This window comes from Mycobacterium sp., from assembly GCF_032159565.1.
GTDB lineage: Bacteria > Actinomycetota > Actinomycetes > Mycobacteriales > Mycobacteriaceae > Mycobacterium.
Window position 1 is genome coordinate 1 of the sequence record NZ_JAVHWR010000231.1, and the last position, 12,932, is coordinate 12,932.

The 12,932-nt window shown below is 64.4% G+C and carries 11 protein-coding genes; 6 read left to right on the forward strand and 5 right to left on the reverse strand.

Translation table 11 applies throughout. The features are described from left to right. From QOC76_RS30980 to QOC76_RS30995, 4 genes are all read left to right on the forward strand, one after another. A partial coding sequence (locus QOC76_RS30980; RefSeq protein ID WP_526363814.1) for a sensor histidine kinase occupies positions 1-1,368 on the forward strand: 1,368 nt, incomplete at its 5' end. Positions 1,369-1,528: 160 nt separating this feature from the next. Next, a complete protein-coding gene (locus QOC76_RS30985) occupies positions 1,529-2,410 on the forward strand; it encodes an isocitrate lyase/PEP mutase family protein (RefSeq protein WP_526363816.1) in 882 nt (293 codons plus the stop codon). Then, positions 2,410-3,423, forward strand: coding sequence for a bile acid:sodium symporter family protein (locus tag QOC76_RS30990; RefSeq protein ID WP_526363818.1), 1,014 nt, complete (start codon positions 2,410-2,412; stop codon positions 3,421-3,423). The genes QOC76_RS30985 and QOC76_RS30990 overlap by 1 nt, the downstream gene beginning before the upstream one ends. A gap of 232 nt (positions 3,424-3,655) precedes the next feature. Continuing rightward, positions 3,656-3,877: a hypothetical protein gene (locus tag QOC76_RS30995; protein WP_526363820.1), complete on the forward strand. Its 222-nt coding sequence runs from the start codon at positions 3,656-3,658 to the stop codon at positions 3,875-3,877. A 309-nt stretch (positions 3,878-4,186) separates the two neighbouring features. On the opposite strand, the gene QOC76_RS31000 is transcribed toward QOC76_RS30995, so the two are convergent. The 5 genes from QOC76_RS31000 to QOC76_RS31020 form a co-directional block, all read right to left on the reverse strand. After that, entirely contained in the window at positions 4,187-4,552 is a 366-nt protein-coding gene (locus tag QOC76_RS31000; protein WP_526363822.1) for a mannitol dehydrogenase family protein, read from the reverse strand. 25 nt (positions 4,553-4,577) lie between these two features. Next, the gene (locus QOC76_RS31005) at positions 4,578-4,895 is read right to left on the reverse strand and encodes a putative quinol monooxygenase (RefSeq protein WP_526363824.1); all 318 of its coding nucleotides are present in this window, start codon (positions 4,893-4,895) and stop codon (positions 4,578-4,580) included. After that, entirely contained in the window at positions 4,882-6,153 is a 1,272-nt protein-coding gene (locus tag QOC76_RS31010) for an ABC transporter substrate-binding protein (RefSeq protein WP_526363826.1), read from the reverse strand. The genes QOC76_RS31005 and QOC76_RS31010 overlap by 14 nt, the downstream gene beginning before the upstream one ends. After that, a complete protein-coding gene (gene fucP / locus QOC76_RS31015) occupies positions 6,150-7,466 on the reverse strand; it encodes an L-fucose:H+ symporter permease (RefSeq protein ID WP_526363828.1) in 1,317 nt (438 codons plus the stop codon). Before fucP ends, QOC76_RS31010 begins: the two co-directional genes overlap by 4 nt. A gap of 266 nt (positions 7,467-7,732) precedes the next feature. After that, on the reverse strand, positions 7,733-10,732 hold the full coding sequence (locus QOC76_RS31020; protein WP_526363830.1) for an MMPL/RND family transporter: 3,000 nt from the start codon (positions 10,730-10,732) through the stop codon (positions 7,733-7,735). A gap of 150 nt (positions 10,733-10,882) precedes the next feature. Here QOC76_RS31020 and QOC76_RS31025 point away from each other — a divergent pair, with 150 nt between their 5' ends. Beyond that, positions 10,883-12,112 carry a cytochrome P450 gene (locus tag QOC76_RS31025; protein WP_526363832.1) on the forward strand — a complete coding sequence of 410 codons (1,230 nt, stop codon included), beginning with the start codon at positions 10,883-10,885 and terminating at the stop codon, positions 12,110-12,112. Positions 12,113-12,209: 97 nt separating this feature from the next. Further along, the gene (locus QOC76_RS31030; protein ID WP_526363834.1) at positions 12,210-12,863 is read left to right on the forward strand and encodes a TetR/AcrR family transcriptional regulator; all 654 of its coding nucleotides are present in this window, start codon (positions 12,210-12,212) and stop codon (positions 12,861-12,863) included. The last annotated feature ends 69 nt before the right edge of the window (positions 12,864-12,932 follow it).

Here is a 12,932-nt window from a genome sequence, read left to right on the forward strand (position 1 = left end):
GCCCGGCTGACCGCCGCCGCCACGATCGTCATCGCGATCGGGATGGCCGCCGCCGCAACGCTACTGGTGTGGCGGGTGGACAGCGTGCAGGCGGCCAATCTGGACGCGAACCTGACGCAGCAGATCAATGAGGTGGCCGCTGACGTGGCCAAGGGTGAGGTCAAGCCGCGAGTGGCCCGCTCCGCGGGAGAGTCAACTGTACTTCAGGTGGTCGACGCGGTCGGCAATGTGATCAGCAGTTCGGGAGACATCGACGGCGAACCACGGTTGTTCTTCATCTCGCCCGCGAACGGCGTCCCGACGCTCGACACGGTCACTTCTTCGGCATTGGATGGACCGTACCGGGTGGCCGCGCTCGCGGTGACCTCTCCCGGTGGTCCCGTCACCGTGTACGTGGGCTCGCCGATGACGCCCCTGGCGGACAGCACCAACGAGCTGGGAGGCGCCTTGATCTTCGGCGTGCCGGCGATGGTTGCGTTGCTCGCACTGGTCGGTTGGTTGCTGGTCGGCAGGGCACTGCGGCCTGTCGACGTAATCCGTCGCCAAGCGGCCGCCATCCCGGGGACGGATTTGCAGCAACGTCTCGACGTCCCCGCATCAGACGATGAACTGGGACGTCTGGCCCAGACCTTCAACGATCTGTTGGAGCGGATCGCGATCGCCGCGGATCGCCAGCGCCGGTTCGTCGCCGACGCCGCCCACGAACTGCGCACTCCGTTGGCGACACTGCGCGCCCGGCTGGAGATCGACCTCCGTCACGCGCCCCAAAGAGAAGGGGACCCGAAGGTCACCGGTTCGAGACAGCTGTCCTTGCAACAGGTCTCGCGCCTCGCGTCTCTGGTAGACGATCTGCTGCAACTGGCACGCCTGGATGCAGACCCCCGCCTTCACCGCCGCCCCATCGACCTCGACGATCTGGTGTGGGAGACCGTGCGAGAGGCCCGCGAGGGGGGCGCGCCACACCTCGACACCACCGGCATCTCCCCAGTGCGTGTGCTCGGCGACCCCGTCGCCCTTCACAGGGTGATACGCAACCTCATCGGCAACGCCGTCCGACACGCACACCAGACCGTCACGGTCAGACTGTTCCGCGACTCCCCGCCCGCGGGCAACCGCGCCTCCGCAAGCGCAGGTGGAATCGCAACGCTGATCATCGCCGACGATGGACCGGGCATTCCTCTGGCAGACAGAGAACGCGTATTCGAGCGGTTCGTCCGCCTCGACGAGGGTCGGGCCCGAGACGCCGGCGGCACCGGTTTGGGCCTGGCAATCGTCGCCGACATCGTCACGGCGCACGGGGGACGGGTACGGATCGATGACAACCACCCTGGCGCCAAGGTGTGGGTGGAGTTACCGGCTCTCCCCTGACACCGACGCCACCGGTTCTGCTCCACAACGCGACGCCTGAGAGCCAACTCAGGCTGTCTTGGCGAGCTTTCAACAAGACGCACGCACAGTGTCGGTAGCAATTCAAGCACGCGCAGACCTGGACGTAGGAGGTCTTCGCCGATATCTGAAGGGACACGACATGGGTTACGGAAACGCGCTTCGCACCGAGGTACACACCGAGGGTGCGACACCGCTGATCGGGATATTCGACATGTACTCGGCCTCATTGGCAGCCCAACACTATGGCGGGATGTTCGTGTCGGGCTTCGGTTTCGCCGCTTCTTACTACGGGTTGCCCGACATCGGGTTCATCGCATGGCCGGACATGGTCAGCTTCGTGCAGCGGTTACGGCTTGCCTTCCCGCAGCAGCACCTTCTGGTCGACATCGACGACGGTTACGTCGATCCGGAAGTGGCCTGCCACGTCGTGGAGAATCTGGAGCGCATCGGCGCCTCAGGGGTGATCCTGGAGGACCAGCAGCGGCCACGCCGCTGTGGCCACGTCAGCGGCAAGCAGATCCTGCCGATCGAGCAGTATCTGGAGAAGCTGAACATGGTGCTCCAGACCAGGACCGAGCTCTTGGTCGCGGCCCGTACTGACGCAACCGAAGAGCGCGAGATCCTGCGCCGGGCCGAGATACTGGCGGCCACCGATGCCGACGTACTGCTGGTCGACGGTGTCAGAAGCGTGGAATGGATACGCAAGGTGCGCGGCGTCGTCGGCGGCAAGCCCCTGCTGTTCAACCAGATTGCGGGTGGCTTGTCACCCCGTTTGTCATTGACCGAGCTCGAAGAGCTGGGCATCAACGTGGCAATCTACTCGACGCCGTGTCTGTTCGCCGCGCACACCGCAATGGCCCACGCGTTGGTCGAGCTGCGCGCTAACGATGGGCGCCTTGGCGAGGTCAAGTCCGGCGACGTGGGCGTGGCGACCTCGATTACCTTGCTGGAGAAGAATATTTCTCGACATCACCCGCGACACCGGCTGGACCGGCCCGATGAACTGCGCGTCGCCGGTTGATGTCTAGGGTCCGCGTAGATCCCTACATCCTGCTGCTGCTCGTCACCGTCGGGATCGCATCGCTGATGCCCGCGCGGGGCATCGTCGCAGTCGACTTGACGCACGCCACGACCATCGCGATCGCCGTCTTGTTCTTCCTCTACGGCGCCCGATTGTCAACCCGTGATGCGTTGGCCGGATTGCGGCATTGGCGGCTGCATGGCGTGATACTGGCCTTCACCTTCCTGGTCTTTCCGTTGCTGGGCCTGCTTTCTCGCGCGCTAGTTCCCGACGTGTTGACACCGGACCTGTGGGCGGGGGTGATGTTCTTGTGCTGCCTCCCGTCGACGGTGCAATCGTCGATTGCGTTTACGTCCATCGCGAAAGGAAATGTCGCGGCGGCCATGTGCAGCGCGTCGTTCTCCAACCTGATCGGCATCGTCCTGACACCCGCGCTGGTGACGGTGTTCCTCGTCACTCAGACCGGAGGTGGGGTGTCACTGGTGGCGGTCCGCGACATCGTGCTGCAGTTGCTGGTGCCGTTCGTCGCAGGGCAGCTGTTACGGAAATGGATCGGCGGCTTCATTGCCCGGCATAAGCAGGTGCTTGGTTACGTTGACCGCGGATCGATTCTGCTGGTGGTCTACGCGGCATTCAGCGAAGGTGTGGTGGCCGGGATTTGGGGTCGGCTCACCATTCCTTCGCTGTTGTTGCTGTTCCTTACCAACGCCGCAATCCTGGGAACCGTGATCGGATCGACCATGTGGACGGCACGCCGCCTTGGCTTCTCGACCGAGGATCAGATCGCGATCGTCTTCTGTGGCTCGAAGAAATCGCTAGCCAGCGGGTTGCCCTTGGCCAGCGTACTGTTGCCCGCGGCCGCCGTAGGGTTGATGGTAGTGCCGTTGATGCTCTTCCACCAGATGCAACTAATGGTATGTGCTTGGCTGGCTCGGCGGTACGCTGACCGCTCCAATGTGGCTGTGGCCCCACTAGTTTCATCGATGAGCTGCGACGCGGGCGCCGAGCTCTAGGTCCGGACTGTGGCATCAACCGCTCGGTTAGGTATGGACAGACTCTCGCTCAAGTTGACTCGAGACACCAAAGCCATTGTCAGCCTGAGTAATCGGCGGCGTACTGATTGGTCGTCCTCTTCCTGAGGAATCTTTCAGCACACCTCAGTGGGCTCACAGTGCCGTGGACGCACGCTGGACATGTACGGCGAACTACACACTATCCAACGAATGCACGCGAGGAGTTATCAGCATGGCAATCAAGATGAAGTACATCGCACCACTACTGGCGGCAGGTGCTGCCGCCGCGACGATAGCCGCCGCACCGGCCGCTTTCGCAGCGGATCAACAGTCGTGCAGCGCAAGCAACTCGGGGACCGTCTGTCAGTCGCCCGGCAACGTCCAGATCAAGACGGATTCGCCGCAGGTCCAGTTCCATCCCTACGGTGACCAGACCTATCTTCTCTTCCACTAGTAGGCCGCTGCATCACGTTCATCGGAGCGACTTACCAGCATAGGTGGTCCTCAAATGAAGAAGGTTACTGTAGCCACGTTTGCTTCCGGCGTCCCGGCAGCCGTGGCTATCGGACCGGCCAACCCGGCCCGGGGGACAACGGCGGCAGTGTGGCCTTGCCAACCTGGTGGCCCCGTTGCCGTGTACACGCAGGATGGGACCAGCGGTGCAGCGAACCCCCACATCCCGTCGCGAACGCACCCGAGCCTGCGTCGACGTGACAACCGCCCTCGGTAATGGTCAGCGTCACGATGCGAAGGGCCGGGTCTGTCAACAACTCCAGCACCCTTCCGCCTGGTCGGGCGCGAGCAGGTAATCGAGCTGAGCGCCGATGATGCGCACACTCGTGTCACCCTTGGCCGGCGCGACGGTGAGCGAATACAGGCAATCCTGAGAACGGAACTGATCGGCCTTCTCGCGGCCCCGTTCGCCGCCCGAAAGGCCGATGCCGACAATGCCCCAATCCTGCTGTCCGGGTAGCGCAAGACAGCGGTCAACGTAGAAGGCTTGATGTGCCCGATGGAAGTTGCCGACGCCGAAATGGGCGATACCGCGTTTGAGGTGGGTTCGGTCATAGGTCGGCGTCGCGACGTTTGACGGGACCGTGGTGAGCGTGCCCTCATTGAGTTGGGTCATGTTGCACTCTCCAAACAATCCGTGCTCACTTCTCGCTGAGCAGCCGGAGGTCGGAGGGTTCGCGCAACAGGTCTTCAAGGATCTTGTTGCCCTCGGTGTTGTAGGACTGACACATGTGCTCATCCCACGCGGCACGTGAACCGAACATCTCAAGCATTACCCACGTGTTCGAATCATCTTGCGGCTGCAGGAAATGCATGAATATGCAACCGGGCTCTTCAAGGCTGTTCCGCCGCATCGATTGGAGCGCAGCCTCGGCCTCGGCGAGGCGGTCAAGCCGGGGCTTGATGGTGACCACCAGGAACAGTGGGCTGTCGGTCTCTTGACGGTCATCGTCGGGCAATGGGCACCTCGATCGAGTTCTGCAGCGTGTCGATGAATGCGTCTGTGTTCTTGCTCTGCACGAAGGCGGCGACGGCATCGTAGAACCCGTGCTGGAAGTCCGTCGACATCAGCTCGCCGTGGGTGATCGACAGTAAAATCCTGTCCTTCCACAGGGATTCCGACGCCTGTCGCTGGTAAGCGGGCAGCGACGACACGTCGACGTCATTGCGAATGGGCACCGAGCCCTTCACCTTGTTGAACTCCAACGACGTTTTCGGGTCGGCGATGGTCGCCATGAACTTCATCGCGTTCACACCGTCCTCGGCATCCGACGACACCACGAACGTGTCGACGATCGCCAGGTAGGCGCCCGTGGTTCCGGGATAGGGCACGTAGCCGAAGTCCTTACCCTCGACGGCCCTGTTCGCGACGAGTTCGCCATACACGGAATCGTTCATCGACAGGAAGGCGCACTGGCCGGTGGCCAATTTCTTGGCCGCCTGGTCCCACGTCAGACCACCTGCATTCGGATCTGCGTAAGAGACGATCTTCGCGAACTGCGAAAGCGCCTGCCGGAGCTGGGATCCCTTCCAGTCGAAGGAGTCGTCGCGGATCTTGGCCCATCCATCGGTGCCGGTCACCCCCAGCATGGTGTTCTCGAACAGTTCGGTCGCGGTGAACCTGTCCTTGCCGCCGAGGCACAACGGGGTCTTGCCGCCCGCCGCCACCCTCGCGAGATCACCTTCAAACTTCTCTGTCGTGTAGCCGGGGCCGGGCAGCGCCACGCCGGCGTCTCGCAGCATTCGTTGGTTGAACCACAACACATTTCCGCGGTGGGATCCGGTCGGTACGCCCCAGGCCTTCACGCGATAAGTCGCCGCATCGAGCAGTGCCTGCGGCATGGTGCTATCCAAACCCGAGCTTTCGTAGACTCCGGACACGTCGGCGATGCGCTTGGCGTCAACCCACGCACGCAGTGAACTGCCTAGGAACGTCTGCCACACGTCGGGCGGATCGCCGGCCTGCAGGCGCGCCGAAAGCGCCACCTGAACATTGCTGCCACCACCGCCGGCGATGCTGCCGTCGATCACCTCCACGTCAGGGTTCCCCGCCTTGAACGCATTGAGCAGCACCTCGAAGGCTGGATGTTCGGAAGGCGACACCCACCAAGAGACCACTTCGAGGCGCTTGGTGGGCTCGGAGAAGTTGGCCTTCTGGCCGCTGCCACCACATGACGCGAGAACGACGATCAGCGCGATGATCCAATAACGCCTCATGCTGTCCGTTCTCCAACCGTGTGGGGTGTCGCCTTCAGGTCGAAGACGGCGAAACTGGTGACTACTGCGAAGCAGATAGCGGGCACGATGAACGAGATCGCGGGACTGGTCGCGTCGAGTAGGCGCCCTTGGATCAGCGGCATGATGGCTCCGCCGACGATCGCCATCACCAATCCCGCCGCGCCGAATTTGGTTGCGGGACCCAGACCTTGAAGAGCAACACCGTAGATCGTCGGGAACATCAAGGACAGGCAGAAGGACAACGCAACGACGGCGGCTACGCCTGCGACATTAGGCGAGAGCATCGCGAAGACACACAGCACGACCGCGAGTACGCCGAGGACGAGCAGGACCTTCGTGGCGCGGACCCGCCCGATTACCCACGTCATGATGAATCGGGAGATGAGGAACACGATCAGACTGACCTGCAGGAGATACCCACCCAGCTGCAAAGACCCATTGAGCGCCTGTTGCGAGTACTGGATCAGGTACGTCCACGTACAGACCTGCGCCGCGACGTTGAAGAACTGCGCGACGACGCCGTACACGTAGCGCTTGTTCGACAAGAGGATCTTCAGCGGTCGCTTCCCCTCCAGATCTCCCGACTCGTACTCCTCGACGATCGTCGGAGACTTCTTGATAGCGATCACCAGCCCGATGGCGATGAGGACAAAGCCGAGGCCGAGGTAGGGGCCCATCACCGCACCAAGCTGTCCGGCGCGAATCGTCTGTTCCTGAGCCGGTGTCAGGTTGGCCATGTTCACCGGTTCGTCCAACTTCGGCAGGATGAGCGTGGCTGCCAGCAGCACGCCGATGTTGGTGCCGACAGGATTGAAGGCCTGCGCGAAGTTGAGGCGTCGGGTCGCTGTTTCCTCCGGCCCGAGGGAAAGCACGTACGGGTTGGCCGATGTCTCGAGAATCGAGCACCCGGCGGCGATCGCGAATAGAGCAATGAGAAACGCCTCGTAGGTCATGATCTTGCTGGCCGGATAGAACGCGATCGCGCCTGCGGCCGCGAGCAGCACGCCGCACAGAAGGCCCGCTTTGTATCCGAATCGCTCGTTGATGAGCGCGGCCGGGATCGCCAGCAGGAAGTACGCGCCGAAGTAGGCCAACTGAACCAGCGAAGCCTGGAAGGTGTTCATTTCAAAGATCTGCTTGAAGCCCGCCACCATCGGCGTGGTGAGGTCGGCGGCGACGCCCCACGCGGTGAAACAACAGATGAGGACCACGAACAGCAGCCCCATTCCGGGGTAGATCAACCCCGGTTTTGCTGTCGCGGCGGGCTGTTCGGCGTGCTCGGTGGTCGTCATGATCAGTACCTCTCGTCCGCTGAGAAGAAAGTCAGCCCCGATTAGACTGTGATCTAGGTCACGTTACTCATATGTCCTGACCGATGGAACAGATTGCGCATGTGGCTTGACGTGGGTTTTCGCCCGTTTCGACCCGTTGTCGCGATCCCCATGACAGGCCGGGACCCACGGGAACGCAGTGTCGGTTCGAGTCCGACCGGGGCACGATAAATGAACTGTTCACATAGGTGATCGACCACGACCTCTGAAGTGACCCGCCGGGCGACCTACACGCGGTGCGTCGGCCACCAGCTAGCCTCTCCCAGCAGCGTCGCGATGGCTGGCACGGTCAGCGTCCGCACGACGAACGTGTCGAGCAGCAGACCGCAGCCGATGATGAAGCCCATCTGGATCATGATTCCGATAGACCCCACCATCAGCCCGAACATGCTTGCCGCGAAGATCAATCCTGCCGATGTGATGACCGAGCCGGTACTGGCGACCGTGCGCATCACGCCCACGCGGATGTTGTTGGCCGATTCCTCGCGAAGGCGCGAGATGAGCAGCATGTTGTAGTCGGCGCCCACGGCCACGAGGATGATGAACGACAGCAGCGGGACGGGCCAGGCGATGTCGTGGCCCAGTCCGTACTGAAAGACCAATACGCCCATGCCAAGTGCGGCCGCGTAATTGAGCACGACGGTGGCCAGCAGATAGACCGGTGCCAGCACCGCCCGTAGCAGCGCGACCAGGATCAGGGCCACGATGACGATGGTTGCGATGGCCAGTTGCAGAAAGTCGCGCACCATCAACCGTTGGATGTCGGAGTTGATGGCCGGGAATCCCGCCATGGATACGCCGGCGTCGGCCAGCGACGTGTTGGGTGTCGCCGCCGCGGCGACGTCGGTGATGCGCTGCCCGAGCGTCATGGCCTCGGCGGTGTAGGGATCGGATCCGGATTCGATGACAAACCGCGCGGTCCGTCCGTCCGGCGAGATGAATTGTCGGGCAACCTCGGCGAACTGTCGATCCTGCAACGCGCCGGCCGGCATAAAGAAGCCCGTCGCCGCATCCGATCCTGCTGTGCCGCGCGCGGAGTCCTGCAGTTGTGCCGCAATCTGGCTCATCCCGCCCAGCATTTCGATGTTGCTGTCGACCAGGGTGTGCACGCCGACGGCCAGCGCCCGCGCGCCCGACGCGAGTTGTCCGATGCCGCCCTGCAGGCGTGCGATCTGCGCGGGCAGGTCGGCGCCCGGACCGCCGACGACAGCCATGCTCCGCTCGAGGGTGTCCGCGGCGCCCTGCAACTTCGTGATCGTCGCGGACACTGAGGAATTCGCGGTCTGCGCGGTCACTTCATCGCCCAGACCGGCGATCTGATCGAAGAAACCCTCTTGGCGCAGTGCCACCAGCGTCTGAACGTGGTCGCGCAGCGCCCCGCACTCCGGTGTCGCCGCGCAGAGGGGAGAGGCGCCGAGCGTGGCCGCCAGCGGTTCGATGGCGGCGATCGCGCCTGCCGCCCGGTCAGCGAGTGGGCGTACCTGCAGTCCATCCTTGACGATGCGGTCGACGTTGGGCCCCATGGCATTCAGCTGCTGCAGTGCCGGCCGGTAGCGCTGAATCGTCTGGCCGGCCTGCTCTGCCTGATCAAGCAGACCGGTCAACGGCCGCAGCGCGGACCGCACGCTGGTGTCGAGCTGGGTGAGGCCGTCGGCCAGCTGATCGGCGCCGTCCGTCAGCCTCGCCAGATCACCTTTGCGGGCATCGCCGTCGGCGACGGCGTCCGCGAGCTTGTCGCTGATCTGTCCGTTCTGCCACGACAGCTGTGCCTGATCCAGCCGCTTCCCGGTCGGCCGGGTGACGCCGACGATGCGATCGACCCCGGGTATCTGGGAGACCCGGGACGCCATTTCGTCGAGATCGGCGAGTCCCCTGCCGGTACGCAGGTCCCTCGGCGACTCCACGACCAGGAACTCGGAGATGATGACGTCCTTGGGAAAGTGCCTGTCCAACAAGCGATAACCCTCGTTGCTGGCAGTGGTGGATGGTTGCCCCTTGCGGTCGTCATAGCTCATGTGCAGCGTGAGCGCCACGCCGCCCAGTGCCAGGAGCAGGACGAGACTGATCACCAGCAGCGGCACTGGCTTGCGGGCGACCGTCACCGCGATCCGGTTCCAGTAGGCACGCGTCCGGTCCTTCCGGGGTTCGCCGATGCCGCGGTTGGCCGCCAGCACCAGCACCGGCGGCAGCAGCGTCACCGTCGCGACGCAGCCGACCAGCACCGCCACGGCGCATGCGGGGCCCGAGGTGGCGAAGATGGTCAGCGTCGCGAACGCCATGGCGAGGAACGCAAGGGCAACGGTCGCCGCCGAAGCCAGGATGACGCGCCCGATCGTCGCCGTCGCGTTGATCACCGCCTGAACCACAGCCACGCCCTGCCGTCGTTGCTCGTGGTACCGGCTGATCAGGAACACCGAGTAGTCGGTGCCTGCGCCCAACAGGATCACGGTCATGAACGCGATGGTGAACTGCGAGACCGGCATGCCCAGTTCGCCCAGCGCCGACAGGACTCCTCGGCCGACGCCCAGGCTCACGCCGATGACGAGTAACGGCAGCAGCGCGGTGAACACCGAGCGGTAGACCAGCAGCAGGATCGCCGCGATCAGACCGGCGGTCGCCAGCGAGATGAACAGCAGATCCCTTTCCGCCGCGACGATCTGATCGCTCATGGTCGCTGCCGGACCCGTGACACGGGCGACCGTCGACGTGCCGTCGAACGCGTCGGTGGCGATGTCGCGGACCGACGCGACGGATTCGGCGGCCCGCGGCCCACCCAGCGTCCCGGCAATGCCGACCGGCAGATACCAGGCCTTTCCATCGGCGCTCATCGCCTGGCCGGCAGTGACCGGATCGGCGAGCAGATCCTGGACCAGTGGCACGTTCTCCGAGTCGGCGCGCAACGCGGAAACCATTGCGGCATAGCGCACCCGCGCTGACGAGGTCAGCCCTTCTGGATCCTCCATCGCGACGACCACCGTCGTCGTCGACCCCTCCTCGCCGAACGCCTTGCCCATCCGGTCCAGCGTCTGAAACGACGCCACGTCGCGCGGAATCGGGTCCAGCGACTGCTGTTTGACCACGGTCTCCAATTGCGGAAACAACATCGCGAGAACGACGGCCAGACCCAGCCAGGTGCCGATGACGATGCGCTTGTGCGTGACGGCGAACCGCGCCACCCCGGCCAGGCGGGCGCTGTAGGCGTCCTCGTGCGGCGGACGCCTCACCATGGCCGTGCCGTCATTGTCCGGTCGGATCTGCTGTCAGCCATCTCGCCTCCTGAGGACGGTCGCGGGGCGACGGAATCGCCCCCCACACGGACGCGCCGCAACGTGCGACATATTGCGTCGAGTGTTGCACAGCGTCTAGGGTGCGGCTGTATGCAGACCCTGGGATCCCTCGACGTCGAGGGAATCGACTTCGCGTTCGACGACCAACCGGACCTCCACGCCGCGCTCGCCCGGCTCCGCGAGCGCAGGCCGTACGCGATCGTTCCGTTCGCCGGGGTAAGGGCGGTCTTGTTGTTGACCGACGAGCTGGTACGAGCGGCCTTCCGCGACGAAGCGACATTTCCCGCCGCACCGGTGTATGCGATGACCACAGAACCGGTGTTCGGCAGGACCGTGCTGAGCATGTCGGGCGCCGAGCATCGCGCCAGCCGCAGCGTGGTGTCAGCGCCGCTGCGGCGCACCCGGGTCCAGGACTACCTGGAGCCGGTGATCGAACCGGTCATCAACGAGCTGATCGACCAGTTCGCCGCCCGCGGCACCGCCGATCTGGTCGTCGAATTCACGCACCGCTACTCACTGCTGATCATCAGCCGCCTGCTGGGCTTCCCGGTCGACGACGAAGCCAACATTCACCGCTGGGCACAGGCGATGATCCAGTACCCCTTCGACCCGCCGACGGCGGTTACGTGTGCCGCCGAATTCACCGCCTACGTCGCACCGCTACTGGCCGCTCGCCGCCGGGAACCGGGCGACGACATGATCTCCATGCTGGTCACCGAAACCACTGAGGACGGCGAGAACCTCTCGGACGAAGAGATACTCACGTTCCTGCGGATGCTGTTCCCGCTCGGCGCCGACACGACCACGCTGGCGTTGGGCAACATCTTGTCGGCCTTGCTCAATCATCCCGACCAATTGGACCTGCTGCGGTCCGACCCGGACCGCTACCTGCAGTCCGCGGTTTGGGAAGGCCTGCGATGGGAGCCTGCGGTCGGGATGCTGCCGCGCGCCTGCCCCGAGGCCGCGATGTGGCAGGGGATCGACATCCCCGCTCTGACCCCGATGATCTTCTCGATCAACGCCGCCAACCGCGATCCGGCTGTGTACCCGCGGCCCGACGACTTCGACATCACCCGCAATGTGATGCCGACTGTCTCGTTCGGGCAGGGCCGCCACAGCTGCATCGGGAACTGGCTGGCCAACACCGAACTTGTCGCCGCGCTGCGGGCCCTGATCGAGCGGTTACCCGACCTCGCGCTCGATCCTCGGTACGCCGAAACTTCCTCCATCACAAGCCAGGTCGGCACCACGCTGCGTGGGCCCAATGCGCTGCGCGTGATGTTCACGCCGTCGCGGAGCGGGCCGGCCGCCGCGGTCTAGGCGCCGCCGGCCCGCGTTCGGCCGCCGAATGACGTCGTATGCCGCAAGGCGTTCGCTAGGTTGTCCTCAGGGTGGCCCCACCGGGACGGAGAAGACCGTGACACCGCGCCGACTTCGCGTCCCCGGGCAGGCCTCTCGCCCGGCAACCTGGGGTGACCGGCCACCGGTCGACGATGACGAGGCACGACGGCGCCTGCTGGACGCGGCCGAGGTCTGCTACGAGCGGCGCGGCGTCAGTCGCACCACTGTCGATGACATCGCCAAGGAGGCCTCGGTGCACCGCACCACGGTGTATCGCTACTTCGGCACGCGCGACGACGTCTTGGCTTTCGTACTTCTGCGCGAGACAGCCGGAGTCATCGACAGCGCCGAACAGGCGATGCTGCGAGACGGGCCCTTTGGTGACCGCCTGCTCGACGCGCTGGACGGCGCGGTCGGAGCCGTCCAAGAGTCCCGTTGGCTCAGCGTGCTGTTCTCCCCCGAAAGCCTGACCATGACGGTCTCCGTCGCGGCGTCCGGTGCGTTCCGCGACCGGATCCGCGACGTGTTGCGACCGCATGTCGAGGCGGCCAAGGCCGGCGGCGAACTGCGCGAACAACTCGACCCCGACGCCGTCGCCGACTGGCTGGTGCGGGTGGCGCAGATGCTGCTGATGGAACATCTCAGCACGCGGCCCGACGAGACCCGGCCCGACCGCCGCGCGTTGCTTCGCGACTTCGTCATCCCCGGCATTCTCAACCCGACCCAATGATGTCAGCGCGTTCACCAAGGCGGCGGTCTTTCAGCCCGGCACCACCACCGAGACGGTGATCCGGTTCTC